The sequence below is a fragment of the Oceanobacillus piezotolerans genome (genome assembly GCF_003665065.1).
GTDB lineage: Bacteria > Bacillota > Bacilli > Bacillales > Amphibacillaceae > Oceanobacillus > Oceanobacillus piezotolerans.
In genome coordinates, this window is the sequence record NZ_RCHR01000005.1 from 278,460 (window position 1) to 295,461 (window position 17,002).

At 39.0% G+C, this 17,002-nt stretch carries 14 protein-coding genes; all 14 read left to right on the forward strand.

Annotated elements, in window-relative coordinates:
- The 14 genes from D8M04_RS15185 to D8M04_RS15250 all read left to right on the forward strand — a co-directional run bounded on the left by D8M04_RS15185 (nucleotide 1) and on the right by D8M04_RS15250 (nucleotide 16,638).
- Complete coding sequence (locus D8M04_RS15185; RefSeq protein WP_246001287.1) at nucleotides 1–729, forward strand: LytR/AlgR family response regulator transcription factor; 729 nt, start codon at nucleotides 1–3, stop codon at nucleotides 727–729.
- A gap of 158 nt (nucleotides 730–887) precedes the next feature.
- Nucleotides 888–1,961 carry a peptide chain release factor 1 gene (gene prfA / locus D8M04_RS15190; protein ID WP_121524260.1) on the forward strand — a complete coding sequence of 358 codons (1,074 nt, stop codon included), beginning with the start codon at nucleotides 888–890 and terminating at the stop codon, nucleotides 1,959–1,961.
- 1 nt (nucleotide 1,962) lies between these two features.
- Complete coding sequence (gene prmC, locus D8M04_RS15195; protein WP_121524261.1) at nucleotides 1,963–2,859, forward strand: peptide chain release factor N(5)-glutamine methyltransferase; 897 nt, start codon at nucleotides 1,963–1,965, stop codon at nucleotides 2,857–2,859.
- 492 nt (nucleotides 2,860–3,351) lie between these two features.
- Nucleotides 3,352–3,966 (forward strand): stage II sporulation protein R, encoded by a 615-nt coding sequence (gene spoIIR / locus D8M04_RS15200; RefSeq protein ID WP_121524262.1) that lies wholly within the window; start codon nucleotides 3,352–3,354, stop codon nucleotides 3,964–3,966.
- Nucleotides 3,967–4,042: 76 nt separating this feature from the next.
- Nucleotides 4,043–4,447, forward strand: coding sequence for a GNAT family N-acetyltransferase (locus tag D8M04_RS15205; protein ID WP_121524263.1), 405 nt, complete (start codon nucleotides 4,043–4,045; stop codon nucleotides 4,445–4,447).
- A gap of 308 nt (nucleotides 4,448–4,755) precedes the next feature.
- The gene (locus D8M04_RS15210; protein ID WP_121524319.1) at nucleotides 4,756–5,766 is read left to right on the forward strand and encodes an L-threonylcarbamoyladenylate synthase; all 1,011 of its coding nucleotides are present in this window, start codon (nucleotides 4,756–4,758) and stop codon (nucleotides 5,764–5,766) included.
- A gap of 100 nt (nucleotides 5,767–5,866) precedes the next feature.
- Nucleotides 5,867–6,421 (forward strand): manganese efflux pump MntP, encoded by a 555-nt coding sequence (locus D8M04_RS15215; RefSeq protein WP_121524264.1) that lies wholly within the window; start codon nucleotides 5,867–5,869, stop codon nucleotides 6,419–6,421.
- A gap of 305 nt (nucleotides 6,422–6,726) precedes the next feature.
- Nucleotides 6,727–7,329, forward strand: coding sequence for a low molecular weight protein arginine phosphatase (locus D8M04_RS15220; protein WP_121524265.1), 603 nt, complete (start codon nucleotides 6,727–6,729; stop codon nucleotides 7,327–7,329).
- 19 nt (nucleotides 7,330–7,348) lie between these two features.
- Nucleotides 7,349–8,641 (forward strand): methyl-accepting chemotaxis protein, encoded by a 1,293-nt coding sequence (locus D8M04_RS15225; RefSeq protein ID WP_121524266.1) that lies wholly within the window; start codon nucleotides 7,349–7,351, stop codon nucleotides 8,639–8,641.
- 210 nt (nucleotides 8,642–8,851) lie between these two features.
- The gene (locus D8M04_RS15230) at nucleotides 8,852–9,394 is read left to right on the forward strand and encodes a TIGR01440 family protein (protein ID WP_425464027.1); all 543 of its coding nucleotides are present in this window, start codon (nucleotides 8,852–8,854) and stop codon (nucleotides 9,392–9,394) included.
- 141 nt (nucleotides 9,395–9,535) lie between these two features.
- On the forward strand, nucleotides 9,536–10,771 hold the full coding sequence (locus D8M04_RS15235) for a serine hydroxymethyltransferase (protein WP_121524268.1): 1,236 nt from the start codon (nucleotides 9,536–9,538) through the stop codon (nucleotides 10,769–10,771).
- Between the two features lie 808 nt (nucleotides 10,772–11,579).
- The gene (gene upp / locus D8M04_RS15240) at nucleotides 11,580–12,209 is read left to right on the forward strand and encodes a uracil phosphoribosyltransferase (RefSeq protein WP_121524269.1); all 630 of its coding nucleotides are present in this window, start codon (nucleotides 11,580–11,582) and stop codon (nucleotides 12,207–12,209) included.
- Nucleotides 12,210–12,772: 563 nt separating this feature from the next.
- Nucleotides 12,773–14,257 carry an MFS transporter gene (locus D8M04_RS15245; protein WP_121524270.1) on the forward strand — a complete coding sequence of 495 codons (1,485 nt, stop codon included), beginning with the start codon at nucleotides 12,773–12,775 and terminating at the stop codon, nucleotides 14,255–14,257.
- Between the two features lie 203 nt (nucleotides 14,258–14,460).
- Nucleotides 14,461–16,638, forward strand: coding sequence for a S8 family serine peptidase (locus D8M04_RS15250; RefSeq protein ID WP_246001279.1), 2,178 nt, complete (start codon nucleotides 14,461–14,463; stop codon nucleotides 16,636–16,638).
- Nucleotides 16,639–17,002 lie beyond the last annotated feature (364 nt).

Sequence of the window (17,002 nt, forward strand, 5' to 3'; positions counted from 1 at the left end):
TTGGAGATCTTTATTTGTGAAGATGATAAGAAACAAAAAGAGCGAATCACTAAGTATATTAAAGATTATATTATGATTGAGGAGTTAGACATGAGAGTTGCTCTTTCCACAGATAATCCAGACGAAATCATTGAATACGTCCAATCCAATAATATAAATGGTCTATATTTCTTAGATGTAGATTTAAAACATGAAAAGAGTGGTATTGTATTAGGTGCTGAAATCAGAAAGTATGACTCCAGGGGGTCCATTGTTTTTGTAACTACTCATTCAGAATTAACGTATTTAACCTTTCTATATAAGGTGGAAGCTTTAGACTACATTATTAAGGATGACTTTACGGATATTCAAAAGCGTGTCATAGACTGTATCAAAACGGCAAATGAACGATACATGTCCAATCAAAATGAGACGAAGAAGCGATTTCAAATAAAAAGTGGAGATAAAGTAATTAGTGAAGAGTACAGCAATATCTTATTTTTTGAAACGTCTCCGAAACTTCATAAAATTGTTATGCATACCGATCAAAGGCAGGTGGAATTTTACGGGAAGTTAAAAGAAATAGAAGAACTGGATGATTGCTTTTACAGATGCCATAATTCCTTTGTCGTAAACATTGAAAATATCGCTAATATAGACAAGAAAACAAGAGAAATCACCATGGAAAACGGAGAGGTATGCTTTGCATCAAGTCGTTATATGAAAGAATTAAATAACCTTCTGAAATGATTGAAGGTTCATGATACGAGCGGTGTTCTTTTTAAATAAAGGGTAGTACTTTATTGATAATCTATAGAACGGCACTCCATCTAAATTCTCCTTCCTTAAATTGACCACTACCCTTCAGTATAATATAATATACTGGTAATTAGAAAGAGGTGTTCGTGATGATAGATCGCTTACAAACATTGGAGGATCGCTATAATAAGCTGAATGAGCTTTTAAGTGACCCAGAGATTGTAAATGATACGAAGAAATTGCGTGAGTATTCAAAGGAACAGTCAGGCCTTGAGGATGTTGTTCAGGCTTATCGTGAATATAAAGATGTGGATTCAGAGCTTAAGGACGCTAAGGAAATGCTCGAAGATGATGATTTAGAAGCAGAAATGTATGACATGGTAAAAGCAGAGATTTCTGAGCTTCAGACTAAAGAAGAAGAATTAAGAGAAAAAATGAAAATCCTTCTGCTTCCAAAGGATCCGAACGATGATAAAAACGTGTTTATGGAAATTCGCGGTGCTGCTGGTGGAGATGAGGCGGCTTTATTTGCCGGCGACTTATACCGGATGTATTCTCGCTATGCGGAAGCGCACGGCTGGAAAATCGAAGTAATGGAAGCTAACACTACAGGTGTTGGTGGATATAAAGAAATTATTTTTATGATTAACGGGAAAGGTGCATATTCGAAGCTGAAATTCGAAAACGGTGCCCATCGTGTTCAACGTGTTCCAGAAACCGAATCTGGTGGTCGTATTCATACTTCTACAGCTACGGTTGCTGTTCTTCCAGAAGCAGAAGAGATTGAAGTAGACATTAATGAGAAAGATATTCGTGTAGATACTTTTGCTTCCAGTGGTCCTGGTGGGCAAAGTGTTAACACAACGATGTCTGCTGTCCGTTTAACGCACGTACCGACTGGAATTGTGGTTTCGATACAGGATGAGAAGTCACAAATTAAAAACAAAGAAAAAGCGATGAAGGTGCTTCGTGCGCGGATTTATGATAAATTCCAGCAAGAAGAACAGGCGAAGCTAGATGAAACTCGTAAATCTGCGGTTGGTACTGGTGACCGTTCTGAGCGTATCCGTACGTATAACTTCCCGCAAAACCGTGTAACAGACCATAGAATTGGACTTACAATTCAAAAGCTTGACCAAATTTTGCAAGGAAAGTTAGACGAATTTGTAGACGCACTTCAACTGGAAGAGCAAACGAATAAACTAGAGCAAATTGGTGAATAAGATGAGTGAAAAACTATATGAAGTCCTTAAACGGGCTTCTCTTTTTTTAGAAAAACATAATAGAGAAGCTAGGGTCGCGGAAATTCTCTTGCAGCATTATCTGCAACTGAGCCGTTCTCAATTTTTTATGAATTTGCGGGAGCTGGTACCTGAACATAAGCTGGTGCAATTTGAAAAAGACCTTCTGCTACACGCGGAAACTGGTATACCAGTTCAGCACTTAACAGGGTATGAGATGTTTTATGGGAGGGAATTTCATGTGAACAAAGACGTGCTAGTTCCTCGACCAGAAACAGAGGAGCTCGTTCAGCATGCGATCTCCTTAATGGAAAATAAATCAAACATAAACATCGTGGATGTTGGAACGGGAAGTGGTGTAATCGCGATTACACTTGCCCTTGAGCTTCCAGCAGGAGCAAATGTATACGCAATTGATATTTCTAATGATGCTTTAGCAATAGCAAAAAGGAATGCTGAAAAGCATCAAGCGGACGTTCATTTTTTACAAGGCGATTTTCTGGAACCGCTCATAAAAGAAAAGAAAAAGGTTGACTTGCTGATTTCTAATCCCCCGTATATAGCATTGGAGGAAGCGTCCGAAATGGCAGATACCGTGAAAAACTTTGATCCTAGACTTGCGCTTTTTGCGGAAGAGGAAGGTCTCGCTGCCTATAAAAGGATCGTAAAGCAAGCTCGAGAGATTCTAAATCCAGATGGAAGAGTAGCATTTGAAATTGGTGCCAAACAAAGAGAGCCTGTAACGAATATTATCCTCTCTGCTTTTCCAGAGGCAGATGTAGAATGTCTGCAGGATATCAATGGGAAAGACCGTATTATTTCGGCAAAGATGAGGCTGGGACAAATGTGTTTGCAAAAAAGGGAAAAACGAACTAAATAGTGGTGGCACCCGCTGCGGAAAAATACTTCGCTTTCCACGGGCGGCTGTTGAGCCTCCTCGAGACTGTCATCTCTGCGGGGTCTCACCTAGGCCTATCCTCCCGTAGGAGTCTACGTATATTTCCTCCGCTTAATTAGTACATTGTTCGTCTTTTGGTTAAGCAGTTTAGTTATGTCCCAACCTTATTATTCCTTTTTATCTCAATTGAAGTTTATTAAACGATGAATGTAAACTTGCTTGAAGCGCACCAAATACTCCAGGCATACGAAAAGTCACCCCGAACATAGTCCAAGTCACTCCAAACAACCTGGAAGTCGATCCGCCCCCAATCAAAGTCGCTCCAAACAACCCCTCAAGTCACACCTCTATGTGATTTTCATTTCTTTATCTTTGTACATATTTATTACCAAGTAAAAAAATAGTAGATTACTAGTTTAAAAATTTCATCCCCTGTCCATAATGAAGAATAAGTTCAAGGGGAGGGAAAACGTAATGAAAAAGTTTGTATTTTTTGTACTTATATTATTTATTTTATTCCTAAGCATACCTAACAAAGGAATTAGCGGTGAAGAGAAAGGATTAGAATATCAGTATCAGGAGATTCCGGATGAGGCGATTAGGCTGCGTATTTTAGCTAATAGTGATACAGATAGAGATCAAGAAATAAAGAGGCTGGTCCGTGATGAAGTTAATAAGGAAGTGGCAACATGGGTGGAAGATATGACGAATCTGGAAGAGGCAAGGAAGGTAATTGAAACACGCATACCGGAAATAAAGGAAATAGTTGCAGATGTCCTTGAGGCAGAGGGAACAGAAGTCGAGTATACGGTTGAATACGGAGAAAATGTTACTTTTCCAACAAAATTATATGGAACCCATATTTATCCTGCTGGAGAATATGAAGCAATTCTAATTACGTTAGGCGAAGGTCAAGGAGATAACTGGTGGTGCGTATTATTTCCTCCATTATGCTTTTTAGACTTCTCATTTGGAACAAGTGTGGCGGCAGCTGATGCGGAAGAAAATCCCGAAGAAATAGCAGAGGCAGAGCAGGAAGAAGAAACGGAAGTCAAGTTTTTCTTATTTGAATGGTTTGGGTGGTCATAGACTCTCTCTTTTATGCATAGGATAGTAGAAATCGTTCATAATGTTTTCTATCAAAATAACTAGAAGAGGTGATAAAATGAGAATCTTACCAGCCTGTGAAGCTCCTTTTGATAAACTGGAAGCGTTTTTACGGAACAATGAAGGATTGGATCGGACGTCACTTACAGCAAAAGGCTATGTAGTGGAAATAAAAGATAAGATAGAAGGCTGCTTTGTACTGGAAGAAGTAGAAGAGAATAAAGTTTATTGGTTGAAGCAATTATATATAACTAGAACAGAAGCAAACAAGCTGCCGGTTCTTGTTGAGACGATTCTTGCCTTAGCAAAAACAAAGCAGGCTAAGCGGGTTTATGTACACAGTCACCAGCCTATTGTGGATTTATTACTGCAAGCGCTGCAATTTCATCCACAAAAGGAAGTATCATTTGTGGATAAACATCCGGAATCTAAGGGGAATTGGTGGTCCTACCAAGTATCCTAGCTATAATAGGCGGAAATATCCACATTTAAATCAAAAAAAAGCGAAAGATGGAATTGTTCAGAAAAAGATATTCACATTATCCACAACGGCATGTGTATAAGTTGTTGAATATCTGTGAGCAATCTTACCCATAACAATCAAAAATCTATCAATAGTCTTATTTTAGGATGGATAAACCTGTGGACAACTGTTCATGGGTTTTATTGTGGATAATTTTTTTTATATTATATTGGTTTAACTCCTTATATTTTTGCGTTCCATAATTGAATCCTCTACAATAATAATGAGAAAAGAGGTAGCAGGAAATGATAGAGACAAAACGATGGAATGTATGGAATGAACAGGATAAATCGATAGATGAAGCAGCTGAACTTTTAAAAAATGGCAGGACGGTTGCCTTTCCAACGGAGACGGTCTACGGATTAGGTGCAGATGCAACGAATGAAAAGGCGGTTGCGCAAATTTTTCAAGCGAAGGGAAGGCCGCAGGATAATCCGTTAATTGCTCACGTTGCGACTAAAGAGCAATTAGGGAGACTTGTAACAACCATTCCTCCTTATGTGGATAAACTGATAGATGCATTTTCCCCTGGCCCTATCACGTATGTACTGCAGTCAAATGGGGTTTGTGCGGAAAATGTAACAGCAGGATTATCGTCCATAGGGGTGCGCATGCCCGACCATCCTATTGCTCAGGCCTTATTAAAAGCATGCGATCTTCCAATTGCCGCACCAAGTGCCAATATTTCAGGAAAGCCAAGTCCTACAACTGCGAATCATGTTTGGGAAGATTTGCAAGGAAAGATAGCAGGATTATTAGATGGAGGGCCGACTGGAGTGGGAGTTGAATCCACTGTCATAGATTGTACACAAGAAATTCCGATTATACTTCGACCTGGTGGAGTAACAAAAGAACAATTGGAAGCGGTAGTCGGTACAGTGGTGGTAGATCCTGCATTAGCAAATGATGAAGGAAAACCAAAAGCGCCAGGAATGAAATACAGACATTATTCTCCAGAGGTTCCTTTATTGTTAGTTGAGGGAAGCGCCGAAAAAATACAGGCTGTCATTCATCATGAACAAGACTTAAACAAAAAAGTTGCAGTTTTAGCAAGTAATCAAACTGCTGCTCGTCTTAATGCAGATAAAGTTCAAGCACTTGGAAATAGCATAACAGAAATAGCAGCCCATCTTTATGATGGCTTACGAATGTTTAAACAAGCTGATGTAGATGTGATCGTCTGTGAGGCGTTTTCTGAACAAGGAATGGGTCTGGCAGTAATGAACCGATTGCGAAAAGCAGCAAGTGAAACAGTATAAAGCGGAGTGTCTTTTCCACTGATAAATTGATAATGAATGATTCATATTCCCCTTGTGACAAGCATATAGTTTATAAGCATGTCCAAGGGGGAAATAAGAGATGGCTGAATATTATATTGGAGAAATTTTTACCTTATTATTAATGTCATTAGCTTTATCGATGGATGCTTTTTCGGTTAGCCTTGGCATGGGAATGCAGCAACTAAGATTAAAGAGGATTGCACTTATAGGAATCGTTATAGGTATCTTTCATGTAATGATGCCTTTTATCGGAATCCTCTTAGGAAAGTTCGTTTCAGATAGTATTGGCGACTTTGCTATTATAGCAGGTGGCTTACTATTAATTGGAATAGGGATTCAAATGATGATCAATGCCTTTATTCAGGATGATAGTAAAATGATACGTCCGATTGGATTTGGATTATTAGTCATTGCGCTCACTGTAAGCTTAGATAGTTTCTCGATAGGTTTAGGATTAGGAATGTCGGGAGTAAAAACGGCTTTAGCTATTATTTTATTTGGTATTAGCAGTACCATGTTAACGTGGCTAGGCTTATATTTAGGTCGAAAGGTTCATGGATTTATAGGCAAATACAGCGAAATATTAGGTGGCAGCATCTTATGTGGATTAGGTATCCAAATACTAATTGGATGATGTCGTTGCCGTTGAGAAAAACCGCTACATTGTATGGTATGTAGCGGTTTTCCATATTTCAAAATTACCGATATAAATAACATCGGCATTTTGAAGTATGGTATATTTAACTTAGATTCATAGACATGGAGACAAAAAGTTTCCGCCGGGTCGAGTAAATTAAAAAAAGACTGCTTCGCCTTTTGTGCTAAGTAATCGAAGGCACAGTCCCAGTTAGCCTGGGGCTATTGTTATTGTTCTTTATCAGTGGGGAAAACTCACACTAATTATTTTAATTTTATCGAATGAATAATGGAGGGCTCCATATGAAAATTTTGTTTGTTTGTACTGGAAACACATGCCGCAGTCCAATGGCGGAAGCATTATTAAAGCATAAATACCCTAAGGCCGAAGTGAAATCTGCAGGAATTTATGCAGGGATGAACCAGCAGGCAAATGATAAGACCATCCTAGTATTAAAAAATCGGCAAATTAATTTAAACCATCAGACAAGACCGGTTACAGAAGAACTTCTTAACTGGGCGGATCTTGTCTTGACCATGACTTCAGGGCATAAGCGTTCATTGATTCTTGAATACCCAAACCATCAGGAAAAGTATATGACACTTAAAGAATACGTTGTGGACGCCGATAAAAAAGTATGGGATGAATTAAAAAAGGCTTATGCTGATTTAGAAGAAAAGCGAATTCAGTTTATAGCGAATCATCCGGAGAAGAACGAACCAAGATTAAGGGAGCTTTTAGAAGCGCATTTACGTCAGGATTTGCTTTATATCCGCAGTTTGGAAGCTAACCTAATTAATTATGATATTAGCGATCCTTTTGGTGGAGACTTGAAGACGTATGAGGCAACTTTATCAGAGCTTGAGGGATATATCGATCAATTAATTAAGAAATTAAATGAATAGCTCGACTGGAGGAGAAGAGATGAAACGGAAGTACCGCTTTAGCTTGCGGCTGAAATTGATGTTATTTACAACAGTTTTAGCCTTAATTACATATGGAACCAGTGCTTTCTTTCTATATGTATTGTTTGACTACATAGGAGCTTATTTCAATATATCGTTTGAATGGTATTCTATTCTCACATTGCTTGCGGGAATTTTCTGGTCAGGTCTTTTGGCCTTCTTAGTAGCTTTTATTATTACGAAGCCATTAGAAAGGTTGGAAACTATTGCTCGAGAAGCAGCAGAAGGCAATCTTGCTCAAGCAGTTCAGATTCCTGACTCTGACGATGAAATACGTGCATTATCTCTTTCTTTTGATACCATGCTCAAGAGCCTTAATGACATTGTGAAAAATATTGACCTTAACTTTGCCCGTACCAATCAAGCTGTTCATCATATGAAAGAAGTATCAAGCCTGGCAAACCAGCATGCTGCGGCTATTGGTTCCTCAATTGGAGAAATTTCAAAAGGTGCCCAAAGCTCATCAGAAGCGATTCAAAATACCGCAGAAGCGGTTGAGGTTGCTACAGAATTAGCGAAACAAGTTCAAGGGAAAGCATCTCTATCAAAAGAAAAGTCTACTACAATGCTTGAGACTTTAAATGATAGCCAAGAGGTTGTTAACCAGTTAGTAGAAGGCATTCAGCGTCTGGCAAGTGACCAAGAAGTCTCATTAAAAGATGTCGACCATTTAAAACAAAATGCCATCCAGGTTGAGTCAATTATAGCTATGGTAGGGGCGATTGCTGAGCAGACAAATCTGCTTGCGTTAAATGCATCCATTGAAGCAGCGCGTGCTGGCGAGCATGGAAGAGGCTTTGCTGTAGTTGCGGAAGAAATTAGAAAGCTGGCAGATCAAAGTGCACAAGCGGTGCAACGTATATCTTCTCTTATTACTGCCATCCAAGAGGATGTAAATCGAGTGGTAGTTAAAATAAATGAAAATGTTGTTTATGCAAAGAAGGAAGCAGAAAAAGGCGTCAAAACCAATCAAACCATCGAACAGATGGCAAGTTCTGTTACAGACGTTGCAGAAGAAATAGATACCATTACCAACTTAGTAGATAAGCAATTAGAATCCATCCAAGATACGGTACGCCAATCCCAGGAAGTGGCTGCCATTGCAGAAGAAACATCGGCTGGTGCAGAGGAAGTCAATGCAGCAGTGCTTGAACAGACTGCTACTATAGAGGAATTAGATAATATGGCAGATGAGATGGAAGTAGAAGCTAGTAATTTAAAGAATCAAATACACAAATTTCAAGTGAAATGATATATAATATACGCCAAGCCTAATAAAAGGATTTGGCGTATATTTAGATTATTGCCTTGCATGTAGATTGGTATCAAAATAGAATTAGAGTAAGAATACTGCTCTAAGATTTAAAGAATTATGTAGAGGAGGAACCTCTACTAATTAAAGATTCACTTTTTAAGAGAGGTGGTCATCAAGATGGAATTACTAGAAAAAGTGCAGCAAGATATGGATAAAGTAATAGAGGAATGGATGAATAGCAGCCACTTACAAAAAGGGGATATTTTTGTCATTGGCTGTTCAACGAGTGAAGTAGCCGGAGAACGGATTGGCTCTTCAGGAAGTGAAGAAATAGCCAGTATGATATTTGATGGGATTGAAAGGTTAAGAAAAAGAACGGATATTTCTGTTGCATTTCAATGCTGCGAGCACTTGAATCGTGCATTAGTAGTGGAAAGAGATACGATGAAACAGTATCACTTGGAGGAAGTATCAGTCGTACCTGTTCGAAAAGCGGGCGGCTCTATGGCTTCCTATGCATTTAAGCATATGAAAGATCCAGTGGTAGTTGAATTTATTGAAGCAAGAGCTGGGATGGATATAGGAGAAACGATGATTGGTATGCACATGAAGCATGTTGCAGTTCCGCTCAGGTTTCAGCAAAGATTTATCGGAGAGGCACGGCTAACGGCAGCATATACTCGACCAAAACTGATTGGCGGCGTACGAGCGAATTACGAAAATACACGATTGAATACGAGCTGTAAGTAAATAAAGTTTGTGTTTTAGGATAATAGTCCTTTTAATATAGTGGGTGTTTTATCGATTTTAAAATAAAACCGAATTATCTATTTAAATTTTCACCAAATATAGTTACAATAGAAACTATAAATTGTTTGGGGGGCTTATCGAATGGAACATGTCAAACAACAGGACGCTGAAGTATTTGAGGCAATTCAGGCTGAAACAAAGCGTCAGCAGAATAAAATTGAATTAATTGCATCTGAGAACTTTGTGTCAGAAGCTGTAATGGAAGCTATGGGGTCTGTATTAACGAATAAATATGCAGAAGGTTATCCCGGCAAACGCTACTATGGCGGTTGTGAACATGTAGACGTTGTAGAGGATTTAGCGCGTAATCGAGCAAAAGAGCTTTTTGGTGCAGAGCATGCTAATGTTCAGCCACATTCTGGAGCACAAGCGAACATGGCTGTCTATTTTGCGGCATTAGAAATAGGAGATACCATCCTAGGCATGAACTTAAGCCATGGTGGACATCTTACACATGGCAGCCCAGTAAACTTTAGTGGAAAGCAATATAACTTTGTGGAATATGGAGTAGACAAAGAAACAGAAACTTTGGATTATGATGATGTACTCGCAAAAGCCAAAGAAGTGAAACCAAAAATGATTGTCGCTGGTGCCAGTGCCTATTCTCGTACCATTGATTTTGCTAAGTTCCGTGAAATTGCTGATGAAGTAGGAGCATACCTCATGGTAGATATGGCGCATATTGCTGGTCTTGTTGCAGCAGGATTACATCCAAATCCAGTGGAACATGCAGACTTTGTAACAACAACCACTCATAAGACGTTACGCGGACCACGTGGTGGTATGATTCTCTGTAAAGACGAATATGCAAAACAAATTGATAAAGCGGTCTTCCCGGGCATTCAAGGCGGCCCATTAATGCATATTATTGCTGCAAAGGCAGTTTGTTTTAAAGAAGCACTTTCAGATGACTTTAAAGATTATGCGAAGAGAATTGTTGCCAATGCAAAAGTTCTAGGAGAGGCATTTACAGAAGAAGGTCTTCGTATTGTCTCCGGTGGAACAGATAATCACTTGGTGTTAGTAGATGTGACCCCACTTCAGTTGACAGGAAAGATTGCAGAACATGTACTAGATGAAGTTGGCATTACAACAAACAAAAACACAATTCCATTTGATCAAGCCAGCCCGTTTATTACGAGCGGAATCCGAATCGGTACAGCAGCTGTAACAACTCGTGGATTTGGAGAACAGGAAATGAAAGAAATTGCATCAATCATTGCCTATACGTTGAAAAATCACGAAAACGAATCAGCGCTAAACGAAGCAAAAACGCGCGTCCTTGCCTTAACAGATAAATTCCCGTTATACGCATAATAGATAGAGAACGTTCCTTTGGCAGGAGCGTTCTCTTTTTTTGGCTAAGGCTGTTCAATATACTTCTTGGCTAAAGTCTTAAGCAGTTGATAGAGATTGCAGATTTACTTAATTCAGTATTTAGAGCAAAAAACAAACTGGAAAAATGCGCTCGTAATTTCCGCTACGGGCAGTACGCTTTCCGCGGGCAACGTCTCAGCCTCGGGCCAACAGGACGTTGGTTACAAAGGCGTTGCCACAGGACGTGGCGTTCCTAGCCTTTGATCCTTCTCACTTCCTGCGGGGTCTTCGCTTGTTGCTTTTCCCGCAGGACAAGGAAAGCATCGGCAGCGATACATCGCACGAAGAAAAAGTGCCTTTCTTTTTCGAGGAGTCGACTGCCCTCCGCTACAATCACTTCATGTTTAATGGTGCTTTTACTATCCATAGTGAAAAAGTTTAAAGCACAAATCAGCGGAGGAAATACACGGAGACTCCTACGGGAGGACAGGCCTAGGTGAGACCCCGCAGTGCGTAAGCACGAGGAGGCTCAGCAGCCGCCCGTGGAAAGCGCAGTGTATTTCCGGAGCGGTTTTTATGCACTATATTGAATAAAATATGTCGGGAACCTATCAACTAGAAATAGTCGATAGCCGGAAATAAAAAGAATATAGATCCAAAACTAGCAAAAACAAATAGACTTATCCATATACCATCCCAAAAATAGGACTTAATCTCTTATTTTCCAACAATATTCTCACTTAACTTGAATCCAAATCAATTTTTCAGTACAATTTTAGAGATATATACTAAAAGGAGTGAACGGTAAATGGGTAATGTTTTTGTATTTGACCATCCATTAATACAGCATAAATTAACGTACATAAGAGACAAGAACACGGGGACAAAAGAGTTTCGTGAGCTAGTGGATGAGGTTGCAATGTTAATGGCATTTGAAATTACTAGAGACCTTCCGTTACAAGATGTAGAAGTAGAGACTCCTGTGACAACAGCGAAAGCAAAAGTGCTCTCCGGTAAGAAAATTGGATTAGTACCCATTTTACGTGCGGGATTAGGTATGGTGGACGGAATGCGTAAAATGATTCCTGCGGCAAAGGTAGGACATGTTGGATTATATCGTGATCCTGAGACACTTAAGCCAGTAGAATATTATATTAAATTACCTTCTGATATACATGAGCGTGAATTAATAGTTATTGACCCAATGCTTGCAACAGGCGGTTCCGCAAACGATGCAATTCATTCCTTGAAAAAACGTGGAGCAAAGAATATTAAACTAATGTGTTTAGTAGCAGCGCCTGAAGGGGTAGAGCTTGTAAAACGAGATCATCCAGATGTGGATATTTTCCTTGCAGCTATGGATGAAAAATTAAACGAACATGGATATGTTGTTCCTGGTCTAGGTGATGCTGGAGACCGTCTATTTGGTACAAAATAAGGTAACATTTTTCGTCAGTGAGGAAAACATCCTCGCTGATTTTTTCTTTGTATAAAGAATTAAAATTTGTGAATTGAGTACAATTCATTATAAAAAGTCGCTTCCGGCTTAGCGACTAGTGAGACTACCTATATTACCCCCTGTGGTGAAAGGTCAACATGGACTCAAGTCAAAAGAATTACCGACTAAAACGGCTTTCGTCTTAAGGGGTACGTTGGCTTGTTTCCTTTATCTCCTTCGGCTAGTGGGGTACGTACCTCGCTAACCAAGAGCTTACACCTTTGTAATGTAAAAGAAATTAAAAATCTATTGACTTTTAAAGCGCTTACAAATAATATGAAAATATAAGAAAGTTTGTTAACGAAACAAACTTAAAAGGGAGGGATGCTTCCTTCGTAAAAGAATTAAACATATATTAGCTAGAGGCTTTAAGGGGTAATTGTTTTTGTTTGTTCCTAGTAAGTTTTAAAAACAAATTTCAGAATATTCAAATGTTCGTAATTCTAGAAACAAATGGGGAAATAAAATGATCAATTTACTGAAACCGAAATGGGGGAATCTTTATGGCAACAAACGTGTCTGAAAAAGGAATCGTCTATAACAGAGCAAAGTTATGGCAAATTGGATTTTTCACTTTAAATAATACGGCAACAAATATCTATCTATTTTTAATAGGATTTTTATCATATTATGCTGCTGGTATTGCTGGATTAGCAGTTGTATTAGTTAGTACACTTTTGGGGGCAGCAAGAGTTTTTGATGGGTTAATTGATCCAGCAATAGGTTATATCATTGATAGGACAGAAACGAAATTCGGTAAATTTAGACCTCTTATTGTAAGTGGGAATTTTATCATAGCGCTTTCTATCTTAATGATTTTTATGACGCATTTATTACCAGAAGGTTTTCGGTTAATTTTTATCGTGCTTGCACTTGTAGTTCATAAAATTGGATATTCTTTACAAACTTCAGCTACAAAAGCTGGACAAACAGTATTAACAAATGATCCTAAGCAACGTCCGCTTTATATGGCATTTGATGGCGTGTATAATGTTTTTGTTTTCACCGTTGGTCAATTTTATGTTGCGAACTATCTAGTAGCAAAATATGGCGATTTTACAATGAGTTTATTCATTGAACTGATTGCTACAGTCATGATACTTTCCACCATATTTACTGTCCTTGCTGTTATCGGAATTTCAAGCAAAGATAGAAAAGAATTTTATGGGTTGGGTGAAGATACAGTTGAAACAACATCCTTCCGTGAATACTGGCAAGTTATTAAGGGGAATCGTCAATTACAATTGCTTACAATATCGGCTTCAATGGATAAATTAGGTCACAGTCTTGGTAGAGAAGCTGTAGTAACGGTTATGCTATTTGGTATCTTAATTGGCAACTACGGACTAAGTGGTACGATTGGATTAATTACAGTTATACCTATTTTGTTAATCACTTTAGCTGTTACAGGGGTTGCGAGAAGGACAGGTTTAAGAAAAGCGTATCTGACTTCTGCATGGGTAGGTGTAGTATCCTATTTAGCTTTTATTCCGTTATTCTTATTTTTAGACGATCCTACTGTCATTTCTCTTGAAAGTATTGGATTTGCAACCATCTTGTTCATCTTATTACGGACATTATCCCAAGGATTTGGAGCTGCGCCAACAACGCTTGTTGTTCCTATGATTGCTGATGTTTCAGACTATGAAACTTCTAAGTCAGGGCGTTATGTTGCAGGAATGTTTGGTACCATTTTTTCCTTTATTGACCAATTGGTAACAGCGCTCGCACCAGTTATTGTTGGTTTTGTAGTAGCAGCTGTAGGTTTTGGAGATGCTTACCCAACTGTAACGGACACGTTAACACCTGCACTATTTACAGCAATAATGTTATTAGCATTTGTATTACCTTCAGTTTGTTTATTGATTGCTGCGATTACGATGCACTTCTATAAACTTGATAGAAAGAAAATGGAAGAAGTCCAAGCAACCATTAATGTAGCTAAAGCGAAAGGGAATGGGAATGGAGACAAAATATCAGCAGTTTAATGTAAACCCTTTCAATATAGTTAATAAAGTAGAGAGCTGTCCGATTTATATCGGGCAGTTTTTTTATTACTACTATTCTTAAATAGGAAGCCTCTTTTTCAGCCAAGTCAATATAAACAAACATTTGTTTGAATTTCTCATTTAAATGTATACTTTGCTTTCCAAGCTGCGAAACTAAAAGAATAGAATAGGGGGATTTAACAATGCGAGCATTTCAGACCGTTTTCTTTATGTTTATTTTGCTTATTAGTATAGTTCCTGCTTTAGTGTTAGCAGAAGGGAAGCAGACTTCTATTATTATTGAAGTAGAAGGGGATGTAGAAGAGCATAAAGATTACCTGGAGACCTATCATCCTTTTGTAGAAGTTGTAGCTACATATGAAACGCTTTTGAATGGATTAGCTATTCAAGGGAGCCCAAAAGATATCGATAGGCTTAAAAATCTCCAATTCATTAAAAAAGTGCACAGTGTACAACAATATAAAGCTCATCCTTATGAAGAACTGAACCTTAAGGATATTGGCGAATCTGTACTTCCATCCACCCTCAATGATACGACATATACAGGAAAAGGTGTGAAGGTGGGGGTAATTGACACTGGTATTGATTATAAGCATCCTGATTTAAAAAAGAATTATAAGCAAGGCTATGATTTAGTTGACCTTGACAAGGATCCGATGGAAACAACGAAAGAAGAGGGATTACCTACCCTTCATGGTTCCCATGTAGCAGGAATTATTGCTGCGGATGGAGAGCTAAAAGGTGTGGCGCCAGACGCGGAAATTTATGCGTACCGTGCACTAGGTCCAGGTGGAGCGGGATCATCCATTCAGGTTCTTGCGGCGATGGAGCAAGCAGTTAAAGATGAAGTAGATGTCATTAATTTATCGTTAGGAAATATAGTGAATGGACCTGATTATCCAACAAGTGCTGCCGTGAATAAGGCGGTAGAGCTGGGAATACCGGTTGTAATAGCAAATGGAAATAGTGGTCCTAACAGGTGGACAGTAGGGGCTCCCGCTACTGCAATAAATGCTTTATCTGTAGGAGCATCAACGAATGTCATTCATATCCCTTTTCTAACGGAAAGAATGGAAGATAAAAAAATTCCATTGCAAATGATGCTTGGTTCGAGTCCCTGGAATTTTACGAAGGCGTATCCTGTTGTTCAGGGATTAAACGAAGCGAATCTATACGGAAAAATTGTCATAGTAGAGCGTGGGGAGATTCCTTTCTATCAGCTTGCTAAGGAAGCAGAGGAAAAGGGAGCGGTTGCGCTATTGATTCAAAATAATGAAGAGCAGATGTTTCAGGGGTCTATTGAAGGTGGCGGTCCGCCTGTAGAAATACCGGTAGCACTTATTTCAAAAGAAGATGGAAAATGGGTACAATCGCAAATAGGAGGGAAATCCTTCTACATGGAGACAACGTACCAGAAAATGGACACGACGATTGCTTCGTTCAGTTCAAGAGGCCCTGTTACAGTAAATTGGGATATTAAACCAGATATTCTTGCTCCTGGTACCAATGTTGTCAGTACGGTGCCAGGTGGATATCAAGCATTGCAAGGAACTAGTATGGCTGCCCCACATGTGACGGGTGTGATTGCGTTAATTAAAGAGGCACAACCGGATTGGTCCACGGAGCAAATTTATGGTGCTATTAGAACAACTGCAGATCCGCTAATGGGGAAAGAAGGGGAGTTTTTACCTCCAATAGAACAAGGGATGGGAATTATCCAGCCGCTGGATGCAATCCAAACAGAAACCATCATCTACAATCCCAAATTAGTTTTTGGGAAGGTGGAGGGTTCTTATAGAGAACCGCTAACATACAACCTGAAAATCGAAAACACCTCAAATGATGCGCAGACCTATAGATTCGACATTCCGAAGAAACAAAAAGGATTATCTTGGAGTTTCCCTATGGCTGTACAGTTAGATGCTAAAGAAAAAATAGAGATTCCAGTAGAGTTAAGTGTAACTCCCTCCTTGCTTGAAGAGGGGCTTCACCAGGGGTGGATAGCCCTAAATGGAAGTAATCGCGTCTATCATTTGCCTTATTTATTTGTGAACCAATCAGCAGATAACCCTAAAGCTATGGGCTTTGAGTTTACTTTAAAACCTTTTTCAGAGAAATCCTATGAGTATGGTCTATATATTACTGATCCAACTGAACGGGTAGAGGTTGATTTATATGACCCACAAACACTTATGTTCAACCGAACGCTGCTGGTTACAGATCAAGTAGAGGTTGGGATGAATGAAGGGGAGCTGAAAAAGAAAGAGGTTGGAAGCAGTGGTGAATATCTCGCCGTTGTTACCGTTTATCTATTAAACGGTAAAACAGAGACATACGAAACCATGCTTTTTATTCCGTAATAAATTGCTGGGAAAATGTTTTATGAAGGAGAAAAAGTCGATTTCTAGTAAGTAGAGAGGTACGCTTTTGGAAATATACTTCATTATCCACGGACAGCTGGTGATTCTCCTAGAGCTGACTCGACTTTAAGGAGTCTCACCTAAGTTTGTTCTCCATAAGAATTCAGCGATTTCTTCATCCAAATTACGCCAAGAAAACTCAACCAAACGATGTTCACATAATTGTCAAATTACAACGGGGTCACTATCACGTATAATAAGATATAACATCCCTTATAGAATAGGAAATTCACCCTGATAATCCACTATATATTACCATCCAATTATTCTCTGATAGCAATTGACAATAAAGGCCAAGCTAAGG